The 26,193-nt window shown below is 46.9% G+C and carries 27 protein-coding genes; 8 read left to right on the forward strand and 19 right to left on the reverse strand.

What is annotated here, in order from left to right:
• Nucleotides 1–49: 49 nt before the first annotated feature.
• Both NYE20_RS17545 and NYE20_RS17550 read right to left on the reverse strand, forming a co-directional pair.
• The gene (locus tag NYE20_RS17545; RefSeq protein WP_003228710.1) at nucleotides 50–1,264 is read right to left on the reverse strand and encodes a NupC/NupG family nucleoside CNT transporter; all 1,215 of its coding nucleotides are present in this window, start codon (nucleotides 1,262–1,264) and stop codon (nucleotides 50–52) included.
• A gap of 136 nt (nucleotides 1,265–1,400) precedes the next feature.
• Nucleotides 1,401–1,637 carry a YuzB family protein gene (locus tag NYE20_RS17550; protein WP_003222913.1) on the reverse strand — a complete coding sequence of 79 codons (237 nt, stop codon included), beginning with the start codon at nucleotides 1,635–1,637 and terminating at the stop codon, nucleotides 1,401–1,403.
• Between the two features lie 262 nt (nucleotides 1,638–1,899).
• On the opposite strand from NYE20_RS17550, the gene NYE20_RS17555 reads away from it, so the two are divergent.
• Nucleotides 1,900–2,967 carry an NAD(P)/FAD-dependent oxidoreductase gene (locus tag NYE20_RS17555; RefSeq protein ID WP_003228707.1) on the forward strand — a complete coding sequence of 356 codons (1,068 nt, stop codon included), beginning with the start codon at nucleotides 1,900–1,902 and terminating at the stop codon, nucleotides 2,965–2,967.
• Nucleotides 2,968–2,992: 25 nt separating this feature from the next.
• Here the strand turns inward: NYE20_RS17555 and NYE20_RS17560 are convergent, their stop codons facing one another.
• Nucleotides 2,993–3,319, reverse strand: a complete 327-nt coding sequence (locus NYE20_RS17560; protein WP_032726809.1) for a YuzD family protein — start codon at nucleotides 3,317–3,319, stop codon at nucleotides 2,993–2,995.
• Between the two features lie 98 nt (nucleotides 3,320–3,417).
• Here NYE20_RS17560 and NYE20_RS17565 point away from each other — a divergent pair, with 98 nt between their 5' ends.
• On the forward strand, nucleotides 3,418–3,753 hold the full coding sequence (locus tag NYE20_RS17565) for a NifU family protein (protein WP_010886606.1): 336 nt from the start codon (nucleotides 3,418–3,420) through the stop codon (nucleotides 3,751–3,753).
• A 41-nt stretch (nucleotides 3,754–3,794) separates the two neighbouring features.
• Here NYE20_RS17565 and NYE20_RS17570 read toward each other — a convergent pair whose 3' ends face one another.
• The 5 genes from NYE20_RS17570 to cotNH form a co-directional block, all read right to left on the reverse strand.
• Entirely contained in the window at nucleotides 3,795–5,768 is a 1,974-nt protein-coding gene (locus NYE20_RS17570; RefSeq protein ID WP_161621277.1) for a S9 family peptidase, read from the reverse strand.
• 106 nt (nucleotides 5,769–5,874) lie between these two features.
• Entirely contained in the window at nucleotides 5,875–6,804 is a 930-nt protein-coding gene (gene thrB / locus NYE20_RS17575) for a homoserine kinase (RefSeq protein WP_003228699.1), read from the reverse strand.
• The gene (gene thrC / locus NYE20_RS17580; protein WP_031315326.1) at nucleotides 6,801–7,859 is read right to left on the reverse strand and encodes a threonine synthase; all 1,059 of its coding nucleotides are present in this window, start codon (nucleotides 7,857–7,859) and stop codon (nucleotides 6,801–6,803) included. Before thrC ends, thrB begins: the two co-directional genes overlap by 4 nt.
• Nucleotides 7,859–9,160, reverse strand: a complete 1,302-nt coding sequence (locus NYE20_RS17585; protein ID WP_014665242.1) for a homoserine dehydrogenase — start codon at nucleotides 9,158–9,160, stop codon at nucleotides 7,859–7,861. The genes thrC and NYE20_RS17585 overlap by 1 nt, the downstream gene beginning before the upstream one ends.
• Nucleotides 9,161–9,360: 200 nt before the next feature.
• Nucleotides 9,361–10,380 carry a spore coat-associated protein CotNH gene (gene cotNH, locus NYE20_RS17590; protein WP_161621276.1) on the reverse strand — a complete coding sequence of 340 codons (1,020 nt, stop codon included), beginning with the start codon at nucleotides 10,378–10,380 and terminating at the stop codon, nucleotides 9,361–9,363.
• 152 nt (nucleotides 10,381–10,532) lie between these two features.
• Between cotNH and NYE20_RS17595 the strand changes: the two genes are divergently transcribed.
• Nucleotides 10,533–11,033 (forward strand): phosphatidylglycerophosphatase A, encoded by a 501-nt coding sequence (locus tag NYE20_RS17595; RefSeq protein WP_003243814.1) that lies wholly within the window; start codon nucleotides 10,533–10,535, stop codon nucleotides 11,031–11,033.
• Nucleotides 11,034–11,059: 26 nt separating this feature from the next.
• Here NYE20_RS17595 and nucF read toward each other — a convergent pair whose 3' ends face one another.
• From nucF to NYE20_RS17610, 3 genes are read right to left on the reverse strand one after another with little or no spacing between them, the layout of a single operon-like run.
• On the reverse strand, nucleotides 11,060–11,830 hold the full coding sequence (nucF, locus tag NYE20_RS17600; protein WP_064671615.1) for a 5' nucleotidase NucF: 771 nt from the start codon (nucleotides 11,828–11,830) through the stop codon (nucleotides 11,060–11,062).
• A 28-nt stretch (nucleotides 11,831–11,858) separates the two neighbouring features.
• Complete coding sequence (locus NYE20_RS17605) at nucleotides 11,859–12,293, reverse strand: DUF86 domain-containing protein (protein WP_015251303.1); 435 nt, start codon at nucleotides 12,291–12,293, stop codon at nucleotides 11,859–11,861.
• A gap of 23 nt (nucleotides 12,294–12,316) precedes the next feature.
• Nucleotides 12,317–12,592: a YutD family protein gene (locus NYE20_RS17610; protein ID WP_003228682.1), complete on the reverse strand. Its 276-nt coding sequence runs from the start codon at nucleotides 12,590–12,592 to the stop codon at nucleotides 12,317–12,319.
• A gap of 113 nt (nucleotides 12,593–12,705) precedes the next feature.
• On the opposite strand from NYE20_RS17610, the gene NYE20_RS17615 reads away from it, so the two are divergent.
• The gene (locus NYE20_RS17615) at nucleotides 12,706–13,338 is read left to right on the forward strand and encodes a YhcN/YlaJ family sporulation lipoprotein (protein ID WP_021480537.1); all 633 of its coding nucleotides are present in this window, start codon (nucleotides 12,706–12,708) and stop codon (nucleotides 13,336–13,338) included.
• A 15-nt stretch (nucleotides 13,339–13,353) separates the two neighbouring features.
• Here the strand turns inward: NYE20_RS17615 and lipA are convergent, their stop codons facing one another.
• Complete coding sequence (lipA, locus tag NYE20_RS17620) at nucleotides 13,354–14,250, reverse strand: lipoyl synthase (protein ID WP_003222888.1); 897 nt, start codon at nucleotides 14,248–14,250, stop codon at nucleotides 13,354–13,356.
• Nucleotides 14,251–14,484: 234 nt separating this feature from the next.
• Between lipA and lytH the strand changes: the two genes are divergently transcribed.
• Nucleotides 14,485–15,465: an L-Ala--D-Glu endopeptidase gene (gene lytH, locus NYE20_RS17625; RefSeq protein WP_003243462.1), complete on the forward strand. Its 981-nt coding sequence runs from the start codon at nucleotides 14,485–14,487 to the stop codon at nucleotides 15,463–15,465.
• A 27-nt stretch (nucleotides 15,466–15,492) separates the two neighbouring features.
• Here lytH and yunB read toward each other — a convergent pair whose 3' ends face one another.
• From yunB to NYE20_RS17660, 7 genes are all read right to left on the reverse strand, one after another.
• The gene (yunB, locus tag NYE20_RS17630) at nucleotides 15,493–16,260 is read right to left on the reverse strand and encodes a sporulation protein YunB (protein ID WP_161621275.1); all 768 of its coding nucleotides are present in this window, start codon (nucleotides 16,258–16,260) and stop codon (nucleotides 15,493–15,495) included.
• A gap of 72 nt (nucleotides 16,261–16,332) precedes the next feature.
• Complete coding sequence (locus NYE20_RS17635; RefSeq protein ID WP_019712942.1) at nucleotides 16,333–16,638, reverse strand: YunC family protein; 306 nt, start codon at nucleotides 16,636–16,638, stop codon at nucleotides 16,333–16,335.
• A gap of 64 nt (nucleotides 16,639–16,702) precedes the next feature.
• Nucleotides 16,703–18,091, reverse strand: coding sequence for a bifunctional UDP-sugar hydrolase/5'-nucleotidase (locus NYE20_RS17640; protein ID WP_021480539.1), 1,389 nt, complete (start codon nucleotides 18,089–18,091; stop codon nucleotides 16,703–16,705).
• Between the two features lie 19 nt (nucleotides 18,092–18,110).
• Nucleotides 18,111–18,932 carry a sulfite exporter TauE/SafE family protein gene (locus tag NYE20_RS17645; RefSeq protein ID WP_003228670.1) on the reverse strand — a complete coding sequence of 274 codons (822 nt, stop codon included), beginning with the start codon at nucleotides 18,930–18,932 and terminating at the stop codon, nucleotides 18,111–18,113.
• A gap of 17 nt (nucleotides 18,933–18,949) precedes the next feature.
• Nucleotides 18,950–19,798 carry a DUF72 domain-containing protein gene (locus tag NYE20_RS17650; protein WP_003243895.1) on the reverse strand — a complete coding sequence of 283 codons (849 nt, stop codon included), beginning with the start codon at nucleotides 19,796–19,798 and terminating at the stop codon, nucleotides 18,950–18,952.
• Between the two features lie 37 nt (nucleotides 19,799–19,835).
• Nucleotides 19,836–20,183 (reverse strand): hypothetical protein, encoded by a 348-nt coding sequence (locus tag NYE20_RS17655; RefSeq protein WP_014480757.1) that lies wholly within the window; start codon nucleotides 20,181–20,183, stop codon nucleotides 19,836–19,838.
• Between the two features lie 96 nt (nucleotides 20,184–20,279).
• Nucleotides 20,280–21,620, reverse strand: coding sequence for an allantoinase (locus NYE20_RS17660; protein ID WP_015483655.1), 1,341 nt, complete (start codon nucleotides 21,618–21,620; stop codon nucleotides 20,280–20,282).
• A 174-nt stretch (nucleotides 21,621–21,794) separates the two neighbouring features.
• Between NYE20_RS17660 and pucR the strand changes: the two genes are divergently transcribed.
• The 3 genes from pucR (at nucleotide 21,795) to pucK (ending at nucleotide 26,182) form a co-directional block, all read left to right on the forward strand.
• Nucleotides 21,795–23,390, forward strand: coding sequence for a purine catabolism transcriptional regulator PucR (pucR, locus tag NYE20_RS17665; RefSeq protein ID WP_014477890.1), 1,596 nt, complete (start codon nucleotides 21,795–21,797; stop codon nucleotides 23,388–23,390).
• A 144-nt stretch (nucleotides 23,391–23,534) separates the two neighbouring features.
• Nucleotides 23,535–24,884, forward strand: coding sequence for a uric acid permease PucJ (gene pucJ, locus NYE20_RS17670; protein WP_032727095.1), 1,350 nt, complete (start codon nucleotides 23,535–23,537; stop codon nucleotides 24,882–24,884).
• 5 nt (nucleotides 24,885–24,889) lie between these two features.
• Complete coding sequence (gene pucK, locus NYE20_RS17675; protein WP_032726813.1) at nucleotides 24,890–26,182, forward strand: uric acid permease PucK; 1,293 nt, start codon at nucleotides 24,890–24,892, stop codon at nucleotides 26,180–26,182.
• The last annotated feature ends 11 nt before the right edge of the window (nucleotides 26,183–26,193 follow it).

The raw sequence follows: 26,193 nt of genomic DNA on the forward strand, positions 1-26,193 counted from the left end.
TTTTTCATACATAAAAGCTCCTTGCACTGACGCAAGGAGCTTTTATCGTTTATATAAACATGCCGGCAATGGCTGCGCTGAGCAGATTGGCTAATGTTCCCGCAAGAACAGCCTTCAGGCCGAGACGCGCGATATCTGAACGGCGGCTGGGTGCTAATCCGCCCAGCGTACCAAGCATAATCGCAATTGATGAAAAATTGGCGAATCCGCATAACGCGAAACTGATAATGGTAGCAGTTTTCTTAGAAAACTCGCCGATGTGCGGACCGAAGTTAGAATAAGCGACAAACTCATTCAGCACCAATTTCTGGCCGATATAGCTTCCCGCCTGCAATGCTTCATGCCAGGGCACGCCAATCAAAAAGGCGATAGGAGAAAACACATAGCCGAGAATGGATTCTAATGTTACGCCTTTTAAACCGAACAAGCCGAAAGCCCCGCCGAGAATACCGTTTACTACAGCGATTAACGCAACAAACGCAAGCAGCATCGCCCCAACGTTTAACGCAATTTGCAGTCCTGTTGACGCTCCCTTTGCAGCTGCGTCAATGACATTGGCTGCGCCTTCGCCTTCATCCATTTTGAAATCGCTTTTTACGGTTTGCGTTTTTTCCGTTTCGGGTATAATCAATTTACCAAAGACTAGTCCAGCTGGAGCAGCCATAAAGCTGGCCGCCAGCAAGTATTCAATCGGAATACCGAGAAGCGCGTACCCAAACAAGGTAGATCCCGCTACTGCCGATAGACCGCTCGTCATAATCGTAAACAACTCAGAGCGCGTCAGCCCGGCAATCAGGGGTTTGATCACTAACGGAGATTCTGATTGTCCTACAAAAATATTGGCAGCAGCCGCCAGAGATTCCGTTTTGCTTGTTCCAAGGAGCTTCGACAATCCGCCGCCAATGACACGGAAAACGAGCTGCATGATTTTCAAATGATATAAAACTGCAATCAGTGCTGAGAAGAAAATGATAACGGGCAGTACACTTAATGCAAATGCCGGACTGTCTCCGACCTTTAGAAGCGGTCCAAAAATAAAACTGATGCCTTCATTCGCATAGTCAATCAGAAGCTGTACACGGCTTGAAAACCATAAAAAAACAGCGCGTCCCGCTTCCCATTTCAACACGATGTATCCAAACGCCACCTGTGTGCATAAACCAACGATGACGGTTCTTATCTTAATATTGCTTTTCTTTTCTGAAAATAAAAACGCGATAGCAATGATCGCAACTGCGCCCAGCAGCCCCCACAGAACATTCATGAATACTCGTACACCTCTTAAATTTTATTTAAAAAAATATCTTTTATACGATAACAATAATATTTTTTGATGTCTACACATTTTTTTAGTTCTTTTGTACGGCAAAATAAAAAAGGGCCTGTCCAGACCCTTTTCTTTAAAACATTGGATTTTCTTCAATAAAGGTATATATATTCTCAACAAGCTCAGCAGGCGTTTCACCCATGACGACTTCTCCGTTTACCAGAGCGAAAAGCGATTCCATGCATGTCCCGCAGTAGCTTAAGCAGCCATATTCAAGGACATCAAGGTTGGGATCCTTCTCCAAAATCGCCCGGGCTTCCTGAGAGCCGTGAGCCAGATTGCTGACACAAAATTCAATCATTGGATTCATGCGGTTTCACCTCACATATGTCCATTATCGCGAATTTTTCACTATTCGTCAAAGACAACGGATGATTCAAAATTTATTATCGTAACATATTATTTCTCAAATAACGTTTTACTAATTTGTGTTTTCAGGCTAAATTGTAGGTTATTTTGAAACTATTATTGTGATTTTAGATCAAATTCGATATAATTCTAGATGTTATTTTACATAGTTCGTATTTTCTTCAATGTATCTATCATACTCTTCGGATTAAAGGGGAATTCAAATGAAAAAATTGGTCTTGATCGGCGGAGGTTACGGGAACATGCGTGTTCTTCATCGCTTATTGCCAAACCAGCTGCCTGATGATGTTTCAATCACGTTAATTGACAGAAATCCTTATCACTGCTTGAAAACAGAATATTATGCCCTTGCCGCAGGCACAATTTCTGACCATCATATCAGAGTGTCATTCCCAGAGCACCCTCGCCTGGATGTCCAATACGGTGATATCACATCAATTGATATTGTACAAAAACAAGTGCTGTTCCAAGATCGTGAACCGATTTCTTACGATGACGCCGTAATCGGGCTCGGCTGTGAGGATAAATATCACAACGTGCCGGGAGCGCCTGAATTCACCTACAGTATTCAAACTATCGATCAGTCCCGCGAAACCTACCAAAAGCTGAATAATCTGAGCGCTAATGCCACCGTCGCCATTGTCGGAGCGGGCTTAAGCGGCGTTGAGCTTGCAAGTGAATTGAGAGAAAGCCGTGATGACCTGAACATTATTTTGTTCGACCGCGGTAATCTCATTTTATCAAGCTTTCCCGAGCGTTTAAGCAAATATGTGCAAAAATGGTTCGAAGAGCACGGTGTCCGCATTATTAACAGGGCAAATATCACAAAAGTAGAAGAAGGCGTTGTGTATAACCACGATGATCCGATTTCTGCAGACGCCATCGTGTGGACAGCCGGCATCCAGCCAAACAAAGTCGTCAGAGACTTAGATGTGGAGAAGGACGCACAAGGGCGTATTGTATTAACGCCTCATCACAATCTTCCAGGTGATGAACATCTGTACGTTGTCGGCGATTGCGCCAGCCTTCCTCATGCACCGAGCGCCCAGCTGGCAGAGGCTCAAGCAGAGCAGATTGTCCAAATCTTGCAAAAACGCTGGAATGGAGAAGCCCTGCCTGAATCAATGCCTCAGTTTAAGCTGAAAGGCGTGCTCGGTTCACTCGGAAAAAAAGCCGGCTTCGGGCTTGTTGCTGACCGTCCGCTGATCGGCCGTGTTCCGCGTATGCTGAAATCCGGCTTGCTGTGGATGTATAAACACCATAACGGTTAATGATAGAGAAGAACCGCTGATCAAGTCAGCGGTTTTCTGTATATCCATGCTTCTCCATTTCCTCATAAACGTCTTTTAATTTTGGATTGCCTTCACCGACAATTTTGTCTTCTACGAGCACAAGCGGATAAAAATACTCGTCATTTCTGATTTTTTCCGCAAGCTCTTTCACATGTTCATTGTCAGGCGGCTCATGAATATCGATGTATTGCATCTCAAAAGGCTGATTTGGATATTTTCTTTTCAGCGCAGCCTCAAGCCACTCGTATGTATCCTTGGCTGTCGGCATATTGACACAGCTCGCACAAACGGTTTCTGCCCCGTACACGCTTAGCATGACTGGTTTCATCACTTGTAAACGCCCCTTCTCCTATGTAAGTCCTTTCTTTTAAGTATACAGAGCCTAAGGGCGTTTTTATAGAAAAAAACCGTTTTTGTGTTGAAGTCTGAATGTGCTATAATAGGGAAAGCAACTTTGCAAACCAAACAATAGATTTTTATTGTTACACTGAATATAATGGTTTTATGACGACGAAAGGAGCGAATGTCATGACTGAAGTTGAAATGAAAGAACAGGTGCAGGAAGTACTGGACAAACTTCGTCCGTTTTTACTTCGTGACGGCGGTGACTGTGAGCTTGTAGACGTAGATGAAGGTATCGTTAAGCTTCGCCTTCTAGGCGCATGCGGCAGCTGCCCAAGTTCAACGATTACGTTGAAAGCCGGAATTGAGCGCGCTCTTCTTGAAGAAGTGCCGGGTGTCGTTGAAGTAGAACAAGTCTTTTAATAAAGCAGCCAGGCTGATATTTGATCAGCCTGGCTTTTTTATTAGAGATAGTTGTCAAACCATGAGCTGATATAATTCAGGCGCTTGATCCGCTGTCTTGGGTGTCCGGTGCGTGATAAATTGTGCGATGCATTCGGAAAACGGACAAGCTTGGTTTCCTTGCCCATTTTTTTCAGAGCGATAAACAGCTGCTCCGCCTGCTCGATCGGGCATCGGTCATCCCGCTCGCCATGCAGAATCAAAAGCGGTGTCTCCACGTTTGCTGTGTATTTTAAAGGTGACCGGTTCCAGAGCTTTTCTGTGTCCTCAAACATGTCATGCTCAAGCTGCCAGTCTGTAAAGAAAAAGCCGATATCACTGACGCCGTGAAAGCTGATCCAATTTGATATCGAGCGCTGGGTGACGGCAGCTTTAAAGCGGTTCGTCTGCCCGACGATCCAGTTGGTCATAAAACCTCCGTAGCTTCCGCCCGTGACACCAAGCCGCTTAGGATCAATATGCGGATCTCGCTTGATAGCCTCATCCACAGCTTGCATCACATCGTCATAATCCTTTCCTCCATAATCCCCTCTGACCGCATTCACAAATTCCTGCCCGTAGCCGTGGCTTCCTCTCGGATTGATATAAACGACCGCGTATCCTTTCGCCGCCAGCACCTGAAACTCATGAAAATATGTATGTCCGTACATCATATGCGGACCGCCGTGTATGTTGAGAATAAGTGGATATGTTGTCTCACCTTCCATTTGTGCAGGCTTCATCAGCCAGCCGTTCACCATCACGCCGTCTTCTGTAGCATATTGAATCTCTTCAGGTATTGATATCATATGCTCACTGACAAACTTGTCATTCGCGCCAGTCAGCTGTTTCTCTTCCTGTCCAAGCGGGATACCGTAAAGCTCACTCGGTCTGTCCGGCTTAGTCACACTGGCAATAAAGTGCTGTTCATCAGGTGAAAGAGAAAAGCTATTGATGTATTCTTTTTCCAGACGAATCGGATATACAAGGCCTTCAATCGAAATATAATAGATGCCCGTACTGCCTTGATCTGTGCCGATGACATAAAACCCTTGGCTGTCCTTTGTCCAAATCGGGCGCTGTTCAGCACCACCGATCAATGAATCTCCAATCAGCGCATCCGCTAAATGAACGTCCAGCATCTCAGTCAGACATGTGAGGCGGCCTTGTTCGATATCATAGAGCCACGCCTTTGAGAGCGTTGCATTCTGATATTCCTTTTCATTTCCAAGCAAAGCAAGATACCTTCCGTCTGGTGAAAATGAACTAGATCCGAATGAGCCGCGATGAGGTGTAACCTGCTTAAGATCTCCAGACTCCAGTGACATCATGTAAACATCATGCGGCTTGCTGGCATCATCTGTTTCAGTTAAATTAGCTGAGAAAACAAGCCATTTGCCGTCAGGAGAAAAAGCAGGATCACCATGATCAGCTTTGTGATTTGTCAGCTCCTTCATCTCACCCGACTTTACGCTGACAAGCACAAGCTGGGCATACGCGCCTCTCGTCAGCCCTTTGCCGTCCCGTTTGTAGGAGAGGCTTTGCACCTCAACAGGTTCATAGCTGTCTTGCTCTGTTTTTTCTCGGTCATCAATGCTTTCTCCCTCTCCTAAACTGACAGTGACCAGAATCGATTCGCCATCCGGGGACCATATTGGCTTTGACACGCCATATGGGATATCAGTCAGTTTTCTTGCTTCTCCGCCTTCAGCGCTCATGATATAAAGCTGTGCCGCATCGCCTTCTCGATCAGAAATAAAGGCTAGCGTACGCCCGTCCGGAGACCACCTTGGGTCGGTGCTTCGCTTTTCTCCATGTGTCCAAGGAACAGATCCACCCGTTTTCGTTTCATAGATCCATATATTTGATGTATACGAATCTTTCTCTTGATTTACTTGTGATTTTACATATGCGGCACGGGTGCCGTCTGGGGCGTATTGAGGATCGGTCACAGAGACAATCGCTGTGATGTCTTCTGCGGTTATCAGCTTTTTCATATTCATCTCCTCCTTTTTACATGTATTTCGTTTTTCTAAATAAAAACTCCTTTATCTCCAGCAAAAAAAGCGCCCTCCGCTGACGCTGAGGAACGCTTGGCATAATCTATACACTTTTTACTTGATATAAAGGATTTCGCTCTATTATACTTCCCTCTTTTGGGACGGTCAAAGCGTCTACTTCACAATGAGGGAAATGAAGCGCGAGCTGTTCTTTTAGCTCTTCTCCCTTTCCTTTTTCGGTCATGACGAGAATCGTTGGGCCTGCTCCGCTGAGAGCCGTTCCATATGCGCCCTTCATCTCGGCGACGTGCTCTACTTTTGACAGCTCAGGCACAAGCATCGCCCGGTACGGCTGATGGAACATATCCTTCTTCATGATTTTCCCGACGAGCGGCCAATCCTTGGACATGATCGCAGCAATGAGGATATTGCTGACAGCACTTGCTTTTACGGCATCGGCATATGGAAACTCCTTCGGAAGCACGTCTCTCGCGTCTCTTGTCAGCACTTCATAAAAAGGAATGACAACGACTACGTCAATGTCAGCATTCGGGACGCGGATCATTTGGGTCTCGTCATCCTCATGCAGGCCGATCACAAGTCCGCCGACGAGAGAAGCGCCAGCATTGTCCGGGTGTCCTTCTTCTAGACTCGCTAAATGCAGCTTGTCCGCTTCAGACAGCTTTAAGCCGCATAATTCATCAGCCAGTTCAATGGCCGCTACAATCGCCGCGGCGCTGCTGCCAAGGCCGCGTGCAAGCGGGATGTCGCTCCACACCTTCACATGGACAGGGGGCATTTCTTTTCCGTACAAATCTGCGGTCCGTTTAGCCACTTGATAGATCAGGTTATCTGTACCCGCCGGAATTCCGGCGACTGTTTCTGTTTCAGCCTCAAAAGACCATTTGTCGCTTTCAAAGACGGTCAGCTTCAAATATCTGCTGAGTGCCATTCCGACTGAATCAAAGCCGGGGCCTAGGTTAGCTGTGCTTCCGGGAACAGTGACAGAGAACAGCATGTCGGCTTCGTTCATACACGGGCCGCTCCTTTTACATATTCAAGGATGCTGTCTTCATCAGTCGGCAATGTGACAGGCTTGATTTCTGAAATGTCGACCGCTGTGTTCGGATCTTTCAGTCCGTTTCCTGTTAACACAGCTACGACCTTGCTGCCTTTCGGAATTTCTCCGGATTTCACCTGTTTCAGCACTCCTGCGATAGACGCGCAAGAACCTGGTTCTGCAAACACGCCTTCTACACGGGCGATCAACTGATATGCGTGAAGGATTTCATCATCAGTGACTTCGTCAATTTTCCCATTGGATTCCTCGGCTGCCTTTACAGCTTTGTCCCAGCTTGCCGGGTTTCCGATACGAATGGCTGTCGCTATTGTTTCCGGATTTTCAATCACTTCATTGCGCACGATTGCCGCCGCACCCTCAGCTTCAAAGCCGCGCAATTTCGGAAGGCCTGTGCCGTTTTTCTCATGATATTCCTTGAAGCCCTTCCAGTACGCAGTGATGTTTCCCGCGTTTCCGACCGGGATCGCTAAAACATCAGGCGCTTCCCCCAGCTGTTCGCACACTTCGAAGGCAGCAGTTTTTTGACCTTCAATGCGGTAAGGGTTGACTGAGTTGACAAGGGCAATCGGTGATTTCTCACAGATGGAACGGACAATTTTAAGCGCATCGTCAAAGTTTCCGTCAATTGCGATAATCTCGGCTCCGTACATGACAGCTTGAGCGAGTTTTCCAAATGCAATTTTTCCGTTCGGGATGATGACAATGCATTTCATGTTAGCACGGGCTGCATATGCTGCCGCAGCAGCGGAAGTGTTACCTGTTGACGCGCACATAATCGTGTCATTGCCTTCTTCTTTTGCCTTTGCCACAGCCATAACCATTCCGCGATCTTTAAATGATCCCGTAGGATTGACGCCTTCCGTTTTGACATGAAGCTCAATTCCGAGCTGCTCAGACAGCTTCGGCAGGTGAATAAGAGGTGTGTTTCCTTCATGTAAAGTTAGCGCCGGTGTTTGATCTGTTACAGGTAAAAATTCTTTATATTGCTGGATAAGTCCTTTCCACATTAGCTCCAACCGTTCCCTTCTACACGATATGTGCTTTTGACTTCTTGAACGACTTCCAAATCATTTAGGTTTTGCAAAATATCACTGAAATCAGCTTCTGATGTATGATGTGTGACAATTACGATTTCAGCTAACTCATCATGGCCTTTAATTGGCAGCTGAAGGATTTTTTCAAAGCTCACGCCCCGCTCTGAGAACACAGATGTAATTTTCGAGAATGAACCAACCTCATCTTTTACATGAATTCTTAAAAACTGCTGTGCATAAATGTCAGACGGCGATTTCATGTTTTTCTCATATTGCGGTCCGACAAAGCTGTTGCCGGTTACACCGAGGCGCATATTTTTCATGACAGCGACGAGGTCAGAAACAACGGATGTCGCTGTCGGCATGCTTCCGGCTCCCGGCCCGTAGAACATCGTCTCACCGACAGCCTCGCCGTATACATAAACAGCGTTAAACTCATTATGAACAGCAGAAAGCGGATGGTGGTCAGGAAGCAGTGTCGGCTGTACGCTGACCTCGATTTTGCTGCCGTCACGCTGAGCAATCCCGATCAGCTTCATTGTATAGCCGAGGCGTTTGCTGAAGCTGATGTCCTCGTCTGTAATTTGGGAGATCCCCTTTACTTTGACGTCTTCCAGATCCACGTTCATCGAGAAGCCGAGGCGCGCCAATATCGCCATTTTCCGTGCGGCGTCAAGCCCTTCCACGTCAGAAGTCGGATCAGCTTCGGCAAAACCGAGATCCTGCGCTTCCTTGAGCACTTCCTCGTATGGGCTTTTCTCTTTGATCATTTTGGTTAAGATAAAGTTTGTTGTGCCGTTCACAATTCCCATCATTTTTGTAATTCGATCAGATGAGAGGCCTTCCTCTAACGTGCGCAGAATCGGAATCCCGCCGGCAACACTGGCTTCAAAGTAGATATCGCATCCATTTTCCTTCGCTTCAGCAAGCAGCTCGGAGCCGTACACAGCCATTAAGTCCTTGTTTGCTGTGACAACATGCTTTTTCGATCTCAGCGCGTCGACCAAATATTGTTTTGTCTGCTCAACGCCGCCGATCACCTCGATGACGACATCAACATCTGGATCATCAATGACATCATACACTTCTGTTGTAAGCACTTCTTTCGGCAAATCTACTTCTCTCTTTTTCTCTACATCTTTTACAAGCACTTTTTTTATCGTAACCGGACAGCCGACCTGATGCATAAGCTTATCCTGATGGTCTTGAATAATTTTAACGACACCGCTTCCGACGGTACCTAAACCTAAAAGCCCTACACGAATCGCTTTCAAAAAAACTCCACCTTTCTTTTAATTGTCCTCTTGAAAAAGACAATTGTTAACTCAACACAGACATATAAGTTACAAACATTATATAAGCCCGCTCCTGTTTTGACAAGACAGCATTAGGGTGAATTTTGCGAATGTAAACGCTTAACGTATTGATATGACAAGATTCTTTATTTTCTAATTATTTTTGTCAGATTTTCTCCTCACCCTGAGCTGCCTTTGCCGAGCCAGCTGACGCGTGGAACAAACAGCTTCTGCGCCCTCATATTCATGAATTCCTGCGCTGTATTGAGAAATTGTTCATAACGCCCACAGTCATTAAGAATGAAGTCAAGCTGTTCTTCAAAATAATGCTTTTCTGATTCTGATGACATGTAATAGCTTTCCACGATTTCAAAATAATGAAGCGGGAAAAGCAGGCGGCTGTATAAAAGGCGTTTCGAAAATGAAGACAGCGGTGTGACTTGCTCGTATTCCTGTAAAAAGAGAAAGCCCTGCTGATTAAAATCTTGTCTGTGATGCAAAAACGTATGCCTCATATATTCAGCCAAATCACGGGAAGCGTGGTCAAACACCCAATCGGCCGGAATCCTGATCAATGATTCCGGTGACCATGTATGCCTTTCCATCCGCTGATGGCATATCGTTCCTGAATCAGCGGCTTGGGGCTTGTCATCCAGCTCAGTGTCCACTAAATATTGTATCGCGTTTTCTGACAGTCCTAAATAATAGGGAAATGATTCGATCATTTTTTTATCGAATGGCTCATGCGGAGGGGTCTGAACCTTTCTCTGCCAAAATGCTTCCAGCTGATCAATTCGTTTTCCCCACAGATCCTTCCACTGGCCGATTCTTCCGGCTGCCTTCACCTCATACGGATATCCTCGGCCTTTTCGGTGAAATTCCGCCAGCTCCGCTCCAATGGAGAACGCCCTGTTTGAATAAGGGGGGGCCGCCTTCAGCAGAGCGTACGTTTTTCCATCATGTTCAAATGTCAGCTCACCTTCTTTTGTAAAGATAAAAACCGAAACGTATGGGTCACTTTGTTCTTGTAAATACTGACTCATGTAATAAAGCTCCACCAGCTCTGTATCTGAGAATTGGGAAACGGGGACAATCAGAAAGTATGAATTAGGCGTCTGAAAGCATTGATATGTGTGCTGGTACATGGAAAGCTGCCTGATGTGAATGCCGTATTTTTCTTTTATTGTACCTTTCACCAAGATCACCTGCCTGTTGAATTAGGGCTCATCACATCGTAGTCATACACAGCCGGAATTATGAATACATATTTTAATCCGAAGAAGGCGCAAGAAAAAGTCGTAAACTTCTCAAGCATTTTGTATAAACTAGTAAAAAAGATTGGGTGAAGCTGATGTCAGAAAACGAACAATTCAGTCAGATGGAAGCTAAAGCAAGAGCACGGATGAAGGAGCGCGGCGTTGAGGTATCAGACATTGCCGAGCTTGTCTTTTTTCTGCAGAAAAAATATCATCCGGATTTAACCATTGATGAATGCACGCTGAACGTCAATCGTGTTCTCGCAAAACGCGAGGTGCAAAACGCGATTTTAACGGGCATTGAATTGGATGTTCTTGCTGAGCAGAAAAAACTGTCTGAACCGCTGCAAACGATGCTGGAAATAGATGAAAGCCTATATGGAGTAGATGAAGTTCTGGCATTTTCCATTGTGAACATTTACGGATCGATCGGGTTTACGAACTACGGTTACATCGACAAAGAAAAACCCGGAATCCTTAAACGATTGAATGATAAATCAACCGGTGAATGCCATACTTTTTTAGATGACATCGTCGGAGCGATTTCCGCTGCGGCTTCAAGCAGACTTGCACACCGCGCGCGGCATACAGAATAAGGGCACCCTTTTAGGGCGCCCTTTTTTCAAATGTATGGAATCCATTCAGTCAGAGAGTCAATGGCGTGAGTCGGTTTTTCCATATCGTCTGTCATATGTTCTCTTTTCGTTACGCCGGTGTGAACGAGCAGCGTATCCATACCCGCGTTAATGCCGGCCATAATATCAGTGGCGTAGTTGTCGCCGACCATGAGTGTTTCAGACACATCTGTGCCGAGAACGCGCATCGCCTGCTCCATAATAATTGATTCCGGCTTGCCGATAAATACAGGCTGTACACCTGTAGATACGGTTAACACCGATGTCAGTGAGCCGTTTCCCGGCAGAAGCCCTCTTTCAGTCGGAATCGCAATATCTCCGTTAGTGGAAATAAAGCGGGCGCCATTTCTGATTGCCAGGCAGCCGACAGCAAATTTTTCGTATGTAATGGAACGGTCGATGCCAACAACGACAAAGTCCGCGGTTTCTCCGCCAAATGTCAGGCCGTTTTCTTCAATCGCCTGGCGGATTCCTTCCTCCCCAATCACATACACAGACGCGTCTTTTTTCTGCTGTGCAATGTGCTGGGCAGTTGCCATGCTGGTCGTGAAGACCTGCTCTTCTGTTGCCGGAATATCAAAAGACACGAGCTTGTCCGCTACCTGCTTCGGTGTGCGCGAAGAGTTGTTTGTCACGAAAAGATAAGGAACGCCGCGATCTTTCAGCGTTCTGACAAATTCACACGCTTCCTCGATTTTTTCCGTGCCATTGTACATCGTTCCGTCTAAATCAATTAAATACCCTTTATATGTTTTCATATCCAACACTCCTGTGGCTTTCCAGTTGTTATTTAAACGCGGAAACAGGTCCTAGCTCTGTTTCCAAATAGCTTCTGATCCGTTTCGGGAAGTCCTGAAGAGCTGTTTGATGCGCCTTGATCAGCCTGTAAAGCTCACCGCTGTCAGCGAGCAGATACTGTTGAACCAACGTTTTGCGGTAGGCGATCAATTTCTTGAGCTCAGCACCCTCTTTTTCCGTGACAACTTTCTCATCAACCAGTATATCCATTATGTCGTCATAGCTGCCCGGGTCCCGCATAATAAAGCCGTCAATCATGTCATTGCCTGTATCCAAAATGCATTCGATTAACAGATGGCCTATACGCTGAAGTGCCAATTCCCCAATTTCAGACTGCCAGTCTGTTTGTGAGTCAAATAGCGCCAGCTGGTGCTCGAAGAACCCTAGTGTTTTCTCGATTTTGCTTCTGTCAACAAAATACATGACAGCATCCCCTTTGTGTATATTTATTTTCTGATCCGTTTCAAGACAAAATACGCACAGCCGAAATTGCAGTATTCGTAAATATATTCATCTAATGTGCTGATTTTCGTTTCGAAGGTTGCCTTTTGATTCTGGTCGTCAAAGAAGCCCTTGAGCCTTAGCTGACCGTATCCCCAGTCTCCCACAATATAATCGTATTTATTTAATATATCGGAGTAGCGGGCTTTAAAAGCCTCTTCGTTGAAGCCGTCTTTGAAATTGTGCACCAATTCAAATTCGGCATTTTGAATAAGAATCATGATCTCACCTCTTTTTCACTCATTCCTATCATAATTCATTGCCCCGTCCCCATCAATTGCTAAAGAATAAATCATGCGATTTGGCTACCCTACACATGAGGAGGGATTGATAAATGAAACGAACCGCTGTCAGCCTCTGCCTGCTGACCGGACTATTATCCGGGTGCGGAGGCGCAGGATTGGATAATGCCCAAAATGTCCGGAATCAGACGCAGAATCAAACCAAACCCATTCATGTGTCGGACCGCAACGAGGCTTTTAACAGGCATAATGAGAACGAACAATTTGGCTATGTCCGCTATCAAAAAGAACAATTTGACGGAGACCAGCAGAAAACGCCGGTGATGAACCGGGAAGAAACCGCTCACATGATATCAAGTTTAACGGTTCAGCTCCCCCATATTCAAGATGCTGCGACATTGGTGACTGACCGAGAAGCGCTTGTCGTATACAAAACCGATTCTAAAAACCGGGAGCTGACCGCCGATCAGGTGAAAAAAACAGCGGCTTCCGTGATACCGCGATACTATCACGTGTATATTTCCGATAATCCAAACCATATGCAGTCCGTCGAAAATTACAGCAATCTCGGCTCTGGTTCAAGGGATATCAGAGAGATCATGTCGGGGACGATTCAAGAAATGAAAACCTCCCCGCAAGGAAGCCCTGTCTCAGAGAATGAAAATGCCAATGGAGAAACGCGTCAGGACATGAAAATCGATAGGAATGACAAAAACGCCAGATGATCTGGCGTTTTGGCATTAAGCTTGGGCTTGACGCTTTTTAGATGCTTCGTTTACTTGTTCATCCGCATGGTAAGAGGAACGGACAAGCGGACCGGCTTCACAATGGCTGAAGCCTTTTTGCATCGCGATTTCTTTTAATTCTGCAAATTCATCAGGATGGTAGTATTTTTGGACTTTCAAGTGTTTCTTCGTCGGCTGCAGATATTGGCCGATTGCCATAATATCCACGTTGTTCGCCAAGAGGTCGTCCATTACTTCAATAATCTCTTCTTTTGTTTCGCCGAGCCCAATCATGATACTTGATTTTGTCGGAATGTCAGGCTGCATTTCCTTCGCACGGCGCAAAAATTCCAATGAACGGTCGTACGTCGCACGCGCGCGGACTCTTGGCGTCAGGCGGCGAACCGTTTCGATATTGTGATTCAGGATGTCTGGGCGTGTATCCATTAAGGTTTTTAGGTTATCGTAGTTTCCGCCCATATCAGACGGCAGCACCTCAATTGTTGTGAACGGGCTTTTTCTGCGGATCGCACGGACAGTTTCCGCGAAAATGCCTGCCCCTCCATCTTTCTGATCGTCACGCGCAACAGCCGTAATAACCGCGTGCTTCAGATTCATAAGCGCGACTGAATCCGCTACGCGTTCCGGCTCTTGCAGGTCAAGCTCAGTTGGAAGGCCTGTTTTGACAGCACAGAAACGGCATGCTCTTGTACAAACAGAACCTAAAATCATAAATGTCGCTGTACGTCTGACAGCCCAGCATTCATGAATATTCGGACATTTTGCTTCTTCGCATACGGTATGAAGGTTGTTTTCCCGCATGAGTTTTTTGAGCCCTGTATAGTTTTCATTTGTATTTAATTTAATTTTAAGCCATTCGGGCTTTCTGAGGTGTTCGTCTTTCTTTGCCAATTCCCATCATCTCCAATATCCAATATACTCAATTTCTGACACGAAACATTCTGAAAACGAGAAAGGTGCAGATTTTAGTTCTGCAACAAAAATAATGTTTTTCTAACTAAAGAAAGTCTTTTCTTTAGACACTTTAACATAGGAAAAATTTCTCGACAAGGGAAGATGATTACTGACATTTTTAAGCCGGGTTGCCGCAAACTATGTGTATTCAATATGAAAGGAGATTATTTTGTGAAAGTTTTGTTATCCGCTCTTCTTCTCCTTTTGTTTGCATTTGAGCCTTCTGCGTCTGGAAAAAAACTTTCAGATCCAGTGCTGTCGAAACGGATGGAATTATATCATAAAATCGAAGCTGTGACGCAGATCCCTTGGTATGCGCTCGCCGCTGTTGATCAATACGAAGAAAACGTGCGGAGCAACCGGAAAGATCTGCCTGAAAAGGCGGGAATCATCAGCATCTATATACCCGATGACATCTGGAGCGGGCCTGAAAACCCGAATCCGAAAGACGATGCGCCGTTAAGCATTAAAGTGTTTGACGGAATCGGAATGGATGGCGATGGAGACGGGAAAGCCGAGGTCAGCAACGATGAAGATATCTTGTATACGTTCAGCCAATACTTACTGTCGTATGGCACAGATGAAGACAACATCCGGATCGGGCTTTGGAATTATTACCGGCGTGATCAGACAGTGGGGATTATATCTGAATTCATGAAGCTGTTTAAAGCCTACGGCCATATTGATCTGGGCGAGCATGCATTCCCGCTTCCGATCAGAACCGATTACAGCTACCGAAGCACGTGGGGAGATGCCCGCGGCTTCGGTGGAAGGCGGATTCATGAAGGTACGGATATCTTTGCCCATTACGGCCTTCCTGTCAAATCCACATGTTACGGCGTAGTTGAAATGAAGGGCTGGAACCGCTTCGGAGGATGGAGAATCGGCATCAGGGACATTAACAATACGTATCATTATTTTGCCCATCTCAATGGGTTTGCCAAAGGGATTAAAACAGGACAAATCGTTGAGCCTGGCCAAGTGATCGGATCAGTCGGCAGCTCCGGATACGGCCCGCCGGGAACCGCTGGGAAGTTCCCGCCGCATCTGCACTATGGCATGTACAAAGATAACGGAAGAACCGAATGGTCATTTGATCCATACCCGCATTTGAGGGCGTGGGAGCGATATGAATACCAAAAAAAGAAGTAACAAAAAGCCGCCTCTTCGACAGGCGGCTTATTTGCTGCTTTTTTCTTTTTTTGAATCAGCACCGTCTTCTTCTTTGCTGCTCGGGAGCTGGACAGAAGGCGTGACACCCGAGTCGCCGCTTCCATTATAAAACTGCGGCACTTCGCCCTGCACTGCTTTAATCGATACAGGAACATTATTTGTGACGACAGCTGTTTTGCTGGCAAATGGAATGATGACCTTCACTTTAATTTCGACAAAGATGCTGATATCAATAAGTGCGTTATTTATGCCATACGGCTTGATTTTGGTTTTGACATCTGTAAAAGCGTCACCGATTAAATTGAACCGGACCGGGATTTTCGGCCCGAGGTTTCCAAGAAGGCTGTTGCCGGTTACCTGTCCCAGCGGAATGTTGATCATAATGTTTTCACTGGCGCCGCTGTGTCCGGTATGGGTTTCCATCTCTTTCAAATGAGCTTGAAGCTGCTTTGTCACTTTTGTTTTCACACTGTTTACAACCTGTGTATTAAAATCGATTGTCGTTAAGTTTCCGTTTTCATCAGAATTCATTTGAAACATATCTTTCATATTTTCACTGTCAGACATATAGTCCTCAATCGAATCCTGGATCACCTCTGTCGCTATACGCTTCGTTTCCATCTCGCCGATGTCCATTAAAACAGGTTTGATCGAGCCATTGATCATCCAAAGGCTGACCGTTGTTGACAGGATAAAAAAGACAACGGACAGGAGCATCACGTAACGGAAAGGCAAAGGTCCTCTCTTGCGAAAAGGGCCGCGATATCTTGGCAAGAAAATCCCCCCTTACATATCACAATGTATGCTTGTAAGAGGGGACATAGTAATAGCCGGAGCCAATTTATTTTATTTCACCATTTTTAAAAGCGCTTCTCTGCCGCTCATACCGACTTTGATGCCAAGATCTTCCGCAGCGTACGTGACGGATTCTAAAGGTGCGTCTAACAGCTGGTCAATGGTGCGGACACCAACTGCGCGTCCCGCCACAATGCCGCGCTCCTTTAATTTTTCATTCAGCAGCGCCACATCCAGCGCACCGCACATAATATATCCGTGATCATTGGCGACGGCCATAAAATTCGTTTTTGGAAGTTTCACTGTCACAGCTGTAAAAGGCTGTCCTTCTATCATGATCGGTGTCAGGTTTACCACGTCAACCACTCCCTTCATTCATCACTTTATGATGAAGGGCACAGCTTGTTGTGGGCTGACTGCCTTATTGCGCAAGCTTCCAAGCAAGCAGATCACGCAAAAATTCCGGCATAAAATATTCTTTTTCTGCAGCGTCGCGAATCAACGGAAACAGTTTGCCGAGCGTAAACATATCAAGCACCGCAACGGAGTATTGTTTATGTTTTTCAATATCTTCCCCGTTCAGTGTGATCCGGGTGACGTGGGTGATCCCGTCATCGAGCCGTTTCGTTTCTACCTCAACGCCGGCATACACCATTTTCCCCATCACTTCTCCGCGGAAGCCAAGTCCTTTGATCCGGAGCTGCTCCATTTGTTCGGAAGCGGCATGGACAATGGTTTCCTTCAATTCTTCTCCCGTCAGGCGGACAGCCACCGGGTTGATCGGATGCGGACAGATGCGGTGCAGATCCAGCTTTGTCACAGGACCTGCTTTTAGCGGACCGAGAATGACACCTGAATTGACCATACTGATGTCCGTCTCGCACCATTCCTTTAAGGCGTATGCCAAAAGCAAAGGCAGCTCTGATTCTTCAAACCACTTCACCTCAGCATCTTGTGCAAGCTCTGCAACGGCATCGGACAGTTTCTCCTCGGCTTCACGTTCTTTTTCATTGAGAAACGCTTTTGTTTCTGCGGATTCTCCTGTCCATTCCGCCATGTTCTGCACAGAAGCCGTTTTGCTGATGATGCTTTGCTGTACGCTGTCCACCGTGATTTCTACACAGCCGACATAATGCCCGTATTTCTCGGCGCTGGCCAGCAGTACCCCATTCACCACTTGTCCATCTTCAAGCAAATGATGGGTATGTGATTCGAGGATTACATCAATCTCAGGCACCGCTTCAGCCACTGCCTGATCATCAAGAATGCCTAAATGTGACAGCAGAACGATAATATCAGCCTGCCCTTTCACATCCAGAATGGTTTCCTTTATGCTTTCAAGAGCATCCGTTACTGTCCATCCCAGCTTGTCATATACAGGATAATACGGCACAGTTACACCTAAGAAAGCAATGGACATACCGTTTTTCAATGATTTGATATGGTAAGGCACCGCCCAGGACGGACGGTTTCCGTTTTTATCAAACAGGTTAGAGACGATGACAGGAAATTCAGCATGATCATATAAGGCAGCAAGCTCTTCATGCGGAAGCGTAATCCCTTCGTTATTGCCGATCGCCGCTCCATCAATGTGAAGGCGGTTTAAGAGATCGACATTCGCTTTTCCGAATGTCGCCTCTGTCACGAATTGAAAACGATCAAGATGATCGCCAATATCAAAAACGAGCGTCTCTTCGCCGTCTGACTGATGCTCTTTTCTTTTCTGCTCGATATAATCTACAATTTTCGGCCAATTTTCAAAATGGCTGTGCAAATCATTTGTATGATATAAGCGGAGCTTCTCCTTCATAATATCTCTCCCTAATCGTTCAGCTGAAAATGCCTTCATAAATGAGCTGGCAGCCGATCAAAATCAATACGATCCGCATGATCATAACGATCGTTTTCGTCTGCATTTTTCTGTTGATGGCGGCGCCAAGCTTTCCGCCGAACCAAGCGCCGGGCACAAGCGCGAGGGCGTACAGCCAATTGACGTGCCCGGAAATCATATGTGAAACAGACCCTGTCATAGAAGACAGGAAAATAATAAACATGGACGTTGCCACCGCAACCTTCGGCGGAAACAGAAATAACAGCATCATCGCCGGAACCATCAGTGATCCGCCGCCTATACCGAAAAGTCCGCCTAAAAAACCGACAACAAAGGCAATGGCAATACCCACAGAGGCCTGATATGAGTACGTATAAGGCTCACCGGCATCATCCTGAAATGTCCGGATAATTCCTTTGTGCGCTTTGTTGATTGGCCGGGCTTTCGCTTTCAGCATTAAGGATAATGAAATCAGAATCATAAAAATGCCAAACCAAACGGAAAACGAGTTTGAATTGAACAGCTTTGACACGTAAGCCCCGATCATGCTGCCGGGACCTGAACCGATAAAGAAAATGAGCCCGCTCTTATAATCAACTGTTTTATATTTAATATAAGCCAAAGTTGAAGAAAGGCCCGTAAAAATAATGACCAAAAGCGAAGTTCCAATCGCAACCTGCGGCGTCACATCCTGAAACAGCTGCGTCACTGTGCTTAAAAACATCAGAGACGGCACAATGACAATTCCGCCGCCAAGCCCGATCAGACTTCCTACCGTACCTGCGATTAATCCCAGTACGACCAAAATCACAAACGACATCAATAAAAACCTCTTTTCTAAAATAAATCGAGCTGTCTCGGAGCAAGTCCGCTGTACTCGATATCAAGCAGTTCAAGCATCTGCTTGCCATTATCCGCAGCGTCACCGCCGGAATTATTGTTGAACAGGACAAAAACATCCTTACATTGCTGCTGCAATTCATTCAGGTGCTTTTTCCAATCCTCCAGCTCCTGTTGGTTGTAGCGGTATAAGTACCTGACCTCCCGCCAGTTTTTCCCGCCATCAGGCTTCATCCAGCCCTGCTTGTTGCGTCCGTGAAACCTGACGAGCGTTTTGTTTTCATCGGTCGCGCGCAGCACGGTCGGAACGCTGCCTTCTCCGATTTGCGGTTCATCACAGACACTGTGAATCCAGCCTTCCGCTTTCATAAATGAAAGCGTCTGCTCATAAAATGGCGGCGAGAACCAGGAACGGTTTCTGAATTCAAGCGCGCAAGGAATATCTCCCATTTGGTGCTTGCACCATCTCAAATAGGCGACATTCTCCTTCTTGCAGTCAAACCACGGCGGAAATTGAAACAGCACCATGGCGAGCTTATTGCTATGTAAATATGGCGTTAAAGACACCTTAAACGCATCAAACATCTCCTCTTTTGAGTCAAAGGGAATTTCGCCGCGCTGATGCCCTGTCATGCCCTGATATGCTTTCACGATAAATTGGAAGGTTTCGGGCGTTTCCTTCACCCACTTTTCATTATTGCGCGCCGGCTGAATCGCGTAAAAGCTCGCGTCTAATTCCACGATCGGAAAATGGGAGGAATAGGCCTGCAATTTTTTCTGGCTGGCCGTTTTCGGCGGATAGATGCTGTCATGATCCCCCCACCCCGTCAGTCCGATATAAATCACACTCATTCACCTCTCTTCCAGTTTATCACACGTGTTTTCAGGTTTCCTTGGAAATGCTGTTCATATGGCGGGAAAATGCAGAACGAAGATGCTGATATTGTTCCTCATTCGTATCTAAAAACGCCTCTTCTCTTGAGGAAGGAATATGCTGATATTCAATAGGCGCCTGAAACTGCTCACTCGTAAAATCGTACATCACACCATTGATGCTGTTGTAAAAATGCCAGCTCTCACCGACTTTTGTTTTGAAAATCGTGCCGCCGAAATGGTCTTGAATCACCAATGCCGTCACGCCGCATTGGCCGCATGACGGGCATTCTTCCGTCCATTTAGAGCTCGAATGACGCGACCAGGATTGCTTAAGTATGTATTTGACATGCTCCATTGCCTCCGCCTCCTTTAAAAAAAGATACCACGTTGATGAGATTTTAAAAACTAGAACGGAGGAAATCAAAAAACCCGGCGGTAAAATCCGCCGGGCTTACGAAGGAACGACCAGAGCTCCGTCAATTTCAGTGACTTTTTCCCCATCATTGTACACGCACCGGCCTTTGCTGTAAGTGGCCGAAATGCTGCAGGGAAATGTATGTCCTTCGTAAATGCTTTTTTTATGCTTTGCAAACATCGATTCTCTTGTAACAGTGTACGGCTCCATGCTGACGAGCACGAAATCTGCATCACACCCCGCCTCAAGCCGCCCTTTTTTCTGAAGGCCGAATCGTTTTGCAGGGGCCGCCGCTGTCCATTCTGCGATGGTTTCAAACGGAATCTGATGCTCAAGCGCCAGTTCCAGCATTCCTAATAAAGTGAACTGCCCGCCGCTGATTCCACCCCATGATAAAAACATGTTATCCTCCCGCTTCAAGGATGGACGGCAGGGGGAATGGTCTGAGGAAACCATGTCAATGTCCCCGGCAATGAGCGTCTCGATCAGCGTCTCTTTTGATTGCCGCGACCGGAGCGGAGGCGCGCATTTTGCGACAGAGCCCCTTTGCCGTAAATCGTCATGGCTGAACAAGACATAATGCGGGCATGTTTCAACCGAAACATCAAGACCTTCCTGTTTCGCCTCTCTGATCAGCCGGACCGCTTTCGCCGTGCTGATATGGACAAAATGAACCGGACAGCCTGTCACCTTCGCATACTGAATCGTGCGATACACCGCTTCAACTTCTGCTTCCTCCGGGCGGGAGGCGGCGTACGCATCCGCATCCACCTTTCCTTTATTGGCCAAAACCATCTGCAAGTAGCTTGTGATCGCGTCGCTTTCCGCGTGGAGAGCGAGGATTTTTCCTGCAGCCGCGATTTCTGCCATGCCTTTGAGCAATGTCCGTTCATCAACAGAGCGGAACTCATCAGTGCCTGACTTTGATAAAAACGCTTTAAACCCGATCGCTCCCGCTTCAGCCATCGGACGGATGTCCTCGATATGGCCTGGCACAAGGCCGCCCCATAGCGCAAAATCCACGGCAGATTTTTGCCTGCCTAGCTCAGCTTTTGCGAGAAGATGCTCTGCCGTCACGGTTGATGGAATACAGTTGAGCGGCATATCAAAATAGGTGGTGCAGCCGCCTGCGGCCATCATTTGAGAACCTGTTTCAAACCCCTCCCAATCCTCCCTGCCCGGTTCATTAAAATGAACATGGCAGTCTATCACACCAGGAAACACGTATTTCCCGTCTGCCTGGATGATTTCCGTCCCGCTTGCTTCAATGTCAGAACCTATCTCGGCAATGACACCGTTTTGAACTGCAATCTCAGCTTCTATAACGCCATCTGGCGTAACTGCCTTCGCACCTTTTATCACCATATCGTAAGCCATATTGATCCCCCCATGTCCGGATGACGATTTTTCATGTCAGTTTATGTAACACAACCAGTTCTATTTTCAACAGTTTACTGCTACTATGATCGTATTACATCAGCAAAACCGCTAGAATTCCTATTGAAAATTATTCACCTTAACCAATGTTTTTATAGAAAAGGAGAATGCGCTATGAATATTTTTGATGTGATGAAAATACCGGCTTTTGAAAACGCCAATTTAATCGCTGGAAAAGCAGGAGGGGAAAGAGAGGTTCAGCATGTCAATATGATGGACGCTCCGGATATCGCAGACTTTTTGCATAAGAATGAATTGCTCGTCACCACCGCCTATCACCTGAAGGATCACCCGCATCAATTATCTGAACTGATTCGGCAAATGGCAAAACGCGGCTGCGCGGGCCTCGGCATTAAAACAAAGCGCTATCTGGAAGATATCCCGAAGGAAATCATCGAACTGGCCGATTCATATGCGTTTCCGATCATTGAACTTCCAGAACACATCCGCCTCGGCGATATTGTAAATGCCACACTCAGCCACATTCTCGATATGCGTTCTAACGAGCTGCAGCAAGCCATTTACGCGCACAAAAAATTCACAAACCACATTATGAGCGGCAAGGGGCTGCAATCCCTCCTTAAAAAGGTGTCAGACCTCCTTCAGCTTCCCGTGCTGCTGCTTGACCAGCATGCCAAAATGCTGTCCGCGTCTCATCAGATTTCAGTTGAGACTGAAAAGCTGAAAGGCACCCTGAATACCGTATCCGGGCCGTTTTTCACTTGTTTCTCTACAATCTCAGATCAGAAAACATATTCTGTCCTGCCTATTTATAATCACGAAAAAAACTGCGGATACCTGCTGATACCGGACATGGTCCAGGCCGGCGATAAAGGATTGATCCTCACGATTGAACAAGCGGCCAACGTCATTTCCTTTGAACTGCTGAAGGAAAATGCGCTGAAGCAGTTCAGCCGGCGGGCTCGCAATGAGTTTTTCAACAATTTTATTGAACGGTCCTTTTCTTCAGATGACGAAATCAAAAACCGGGCGAAAGAATTCAAGCTGCGCTGGGATCAAAAATACATGTGCATTGCCGGCAAACTCGATCGGAATGATGAATCAATCAGTTTTACAGAAAATCAGCTCGCTTCCGACAGCGTATTCGAATTTCTTGAAGGTGAACTATCAGCCTTCCCGTTTCCGCCTCACTTCTTTATGAAAGGAAATGTCGGCATTATTCTAATCGAGGCGACAGACAGCTGGAGTGAAATGCACGCCTCGGTGATCAGCTTTTTAGAACAGTTTCAAACACAGGTCAGCGCTCAATTTAAACGAACCGTGTCCTTTGGCATCAGCAATATATGCCAAAAGCTCATTGATGTTCCCGACGCTTTCACAGAAGCTTCTGATGCTCTGCAATCGGGGCATTTGTCAAGAAGCACAGCATTTATCCAGGTGTATCACGCCAAAGATGTGCCTGAGCTTCTGCGCTTGCTCCCAGTTGAGGATTTGAAGAAATTTTACAACTCCACGCTTCAGAGCCTCGCTGAAAAACAGCAGGAGGATCAAAGCCTGCTTCATACGCTTTCCGTCTATTTAGAGACACACTGCCAAATTTCAGAGACGGCAAAGCGTCTGTACGTTCATCGCAATACGGTCATATACCGCCTTGAAAAATGCGAAGAGCTTCTGGGTAAAAGCTTAAAAGATCCTGAAACAACGATGCGTTTGCGGCTTGCCTTACGTATGCAGCGGCTGATCAGCTAACGTTTGTCACATTTTCCTACAAAATGAATCATTTTTCGTCACTTTCAGCAATCACACCTGTCTTTTTCAGCTACTGTATCCAATGACACCCCTCGGCCGGCACGATATCATGTTACTAAAGTTCACATACAGGGAGGGACTATGGTGAAAAAAAGATCGTTTAAGGTGTTTACGCTTGGCCTGCAGCATGTGCTCGCCATGTATGCAGGTGCGATTTTGGTGCCCCTGCTTGTCGGCAGGGCGCTGAATGTAACAACTGAACAGCTGTCCTACCTATTGGCGATTGACCTGTTAACGTGCGGCGTCGCGACGCTTTTGCAAACCTTGCGCGGAGCATACATCGGCATCGGGCTTCCCGTCATGCTTGGCAGTTCATTTGTGGCCGTCACCCCGATGATTGCAATCGGCAGCAATTACGGCATTCACGCGATTTACGGTTCCATCATCGCGGCCGGTGTGTTCATCTTTTTGTTTGCGCGTTTTTTCGGCAAGCTGACTGTGTTATTTCCTCCTGTCGTAACAGGTACCGTTGTGACCTTGATCGGCCTTTCACTTGTTCCGACAGGTGTGAAAAATATGGCTGGCGGCGAAAAAATAAACGGCAGCGCCAACCCGGAATACGGTTCGCTCGAAAACCTTCTTCTCTCTGTCGGTGTCCTTGTTCTGATCTTAGTCCTCAACCGCTTTCTCAAAGGATTTGCCCGAACACTGTCCGTTCTGATCGGCATCGCCGCCGGAACAGCCGCAGCAGCGATCATGGGCAAAGTCAGCTTTTCTTCTGTTACAGAAGCACCGTTCTTCCAAATCCCGAAGCCTTTTTACTTCGGAGCCCCCACGTTTGAAATCGGTCCGATCTTAACGATGCTGATCGTCGGAATCGTCATTATTGTGGAATCAACCGGCGTTTTTTACGCAATCGGAAAGATATGCGGCAGACCTTTAACTGAAAAAGATCTCGTCAAAGGCTATCGAGCGGAAGGAATCGCCATTCTCATCGGCGGGCTGTTCAATGCCTTTCCTTATAATACCTTTGCGCAAAACGCCGGCTTATTGCAGCTGACCAAAGTGAAAACAAGAAACATCGTCGTTACCGCAGGCTGTATCCTTGTCTGTCTCGGGCTGATTCCGAAGATTGCCGCCCTTGCATCTGCCGTTCCTGCTGCTGTACTTGGCGGCGCGACCCTCGTCATGTTCGGCATGGTGATTGCCTCTGGCGTCAAAATGCTGAGCACAGCGGATCTCAAAAATCAATACCACCTCCTGACCATCGCATGCTCAATCGCACTCGGCATCGGCGCCAGCACGGTCCCCGGGATTTTTGCTGAATTCCCCGCTCCGATTAGAATTCTGGTCAGTGACGGCACCATCACCGGAAGCCTGACCGCCATCTTTTTGAATCTTTTTTTCAGCTTGCGCGGCAAAAAAGAATTAACAGCACAGCAAACAGAACTTCCGGTATTAGAACGTACACTCGTATTAGAAAAAGAGGTGTAAAAAAGATGAAGGAACAGCACAATGCCTTACAGCTGATGATGCTGGGGCTTCAGCACATGCTTGCCATGTATGCGGGAGCCATTCTCGTTCCGTTGATCGTCGGAGCGGCGATCGGGCTGAATGCGGGGCAGCTGACGTATTTAATCGCGATTGATTTGTTTATGTGCGGGGCGGCAACTCTTTTGCAGCTCTGGAGAAACCGATATTTCGGCATCGGCCTTCCCGTTGTGCTCGGATGTACGTATACCGCAGTCGGCCCGATGATTTCCATCGGCAGCACTTACGGTGTCCCAGCGATATATGGTGCCATTATCGCCGCAGGACTGATTGTCGTCTTAGCCGCGGGCTTCTTCGGGAAGCTTGTCCGTTTTTTTCCGCCTGTCGTAACCGGATCAGTCGTCATGATCATCGGCATCAGCCTGATTCCAACGGCAATGAATAACCTGGCCGGAGGTGAAGGAAGCAAAGAATTCGGCTCACTCGACAACGTGCTCCTCGGGTTTGGCGTCACAGCTTTTATCTTATTGCTATTTTATTTCTTTAAAGGCTTTATCCGCTCCATAGCGATTTTACTCGGTCTTATCGCAGGAACAGCGGCTGCATATTTGATGGGAAAGGTCGATTTTTCTGAGGTCTTGGAAGCGTCTTGGCTTCATGTTCCGTCTCTGTTTTATTTCGGACCGCCAACCTTTGAGCTGCCGGCTGTTGTCACGATGCTTCTCGTTGCGATTGTCAGCCTCGTTGAATCGACAGGCGTTTATTTTGCCCTCGCTGATATCACAAACCGCAGGCTGTCGGAGAAGGATCTGGAAAAGGGCTACCGGGCAGAAGGCCTTGCGATTTTGCTGGGCGGCTTATTTAACGCGTTTCCCTATACAGGTTTCTCGCAGAATGTCGGCATCGTTCAGCTTTCAAAGATGAAAAGTGTCAACGTCATCGCCATCACAGGAATCATACTGGTCGCGATCGGGCTGGTTCCAAAAGCAGCGGCCCTGACAACAGTGATCCCCACCCCAGTTCTCGGCGGCGCAATGATCGTCATGTTCGGCATGGTCATTTCTTACGGGATCAAAATGCTATCCAGCGTTGACCTTGATTCGCAAGGCAACTTGCTGATTATCGCCTCTTCCGTCAGCTTGGGGCTTGGCGCTACAACAGTTCCCGCGTTGTTTTCATCTCTTCCGGGCGCGGCCTCTGTCTTGGCAGGAAGCGGAATTGTGATCGGCAGTTTGACGGCCATTGCACTGCACGCTTTTTTTCAAACCAAACAGCCGAATGGCGCAGACATAAAAACGTAAAGGAAGATGCC

The sequence above is a fragment of the Bacillus sp. FSL R5-0416 genome (genome assembly GCF_037975425.1).
Taxonomy (GTDB): domain Bacteria; phylum Bacillota; class Bacilli; order Bacillales; family Bacillaceae; genus Bacillus; species Bacillus subtilis.

Bases quoted from the DNA above. Each gene is read 5' to 3' on its own strand.
- NYE20_RS17545 (WP_003228710.1), bottom strand. From the start codon at position 1,264: ATGAATGTTCTGTGGGGGCTGCTGGGCGCAGTTGCGATCATTGCTATC.
- NYE20_RS17645 (WP_003228670.1), bottom strand. From the start codon at position 18,932: ATGTCGTTTGTGATTTTGGTCGTACTGGGATTAATCGCAGGTACGGTA.
- NYE20_RS17610 (WP_003228682.1), bottom strand. From the start codon at position 12,592: ATGATTCTTATTCAAAATGCCGAATTTGAATTGGTGCACAATTTCAAA.
- NYE20_RS17655 (WP_014480757.1), bottom strand. From the start codon at position 20,183: ATGGAGCATGTCAAATACATACTTAAGCAATCCTGGTCGCGTCATTCG.
- NYE20_RS17640 (WP_021480539.1), bottom strand. From the start codon at position 18,091: ATGAAGGAGAAGCTCCGCTTATATCATACAAATGATTTGCACAGCCAT.
- pucR (WP_014477890.1), top strand. From the start codon at position 21,795: ATGAATATTTTTGATGTGATGAAAATACCGGCTTTTGAAAACGCCAAT.
- nucF (WP_064671615.1), bottom strand. From the start codon at position 11,830: ATGAAAACATATAAAGGGTATTTAATTGATTTAGACGGAACGATGTAC.
- NYE20_RS17605 (WP_015251303.1), bottom strand. From the start codon at position 12,293: ATGTATTTTGTTGACAGAAGCAAAATCGAGAAAACACTAGGGTTCTTC.
- NYE20_RS17615 (WP_021480537.1), top strand. From the start codon at position 12,706: ATGAAACGAACCGCTGTCAGCCTCTGCCTGCTGACCGGACTATTATCC.
- NYE20_RS17565 (WP_010886606.1), top strand. From the start codon at position 3,418: ATGTGCTATAATAGGGAAAGCAACTTTGCAAACCAAACAATAGATTTT.
- thrB (WP_003228699.1), bottom strand. From the start codon at position 6,804: ATGAACGAAGCCGACATGCTGTTCTCTGTCACTGTTCCCGGAAGCACA.
- NYE20_RS17550 (WP_003222913.1), bottom strand. From the start codon at position 1,637: ATGAATCCAATGATTGAATTTTGTGTCAGCAATCTGGCTCACGGCTCT.
- thrC (WP_031315326.1), bottom strand. From the start codon at position 7,859: ATGTGGAAAGGACTTATCCAGCAATATAAAGAATTTTTACCTGTAACA.
- NYE20_RS17595 (WP_003243814.1), top strand. From the start codon at position 10,533: ATGTCAGAAAACGAACAATTCAGTCAGATGGAAGCTAAAGCAAGAGCA.
- NYE20_RS17555 (WP_003228707.1), top strand. From the start codon at position 1,900: ATGAAAAAATTGGTCTTGATCGGCGGAGGTTACGGGAACATGCGTGTT.
- NYE20_RS17570 (WP_161621277.1), bottom strand. From the start codon at position 5,768: ATGAAAAAGCTGATAACCGCAGAAGACATCACAGCGATTGTCTCTGTG.
- pucK (WP_032726813.1), top strand. From the start codon at position 24,890: ATGAAGGAACAGCACAATGCCTTACAGCTGATGATGCTGGGGCTTCAG.
- NYE20_RS17660 (WP_015483655.1), bottom strand. From the start codon at position 21,620: ATGGCTTACGATATGGTGATAAAAGGTGCGAAGGCAGTTACGCCAGAT.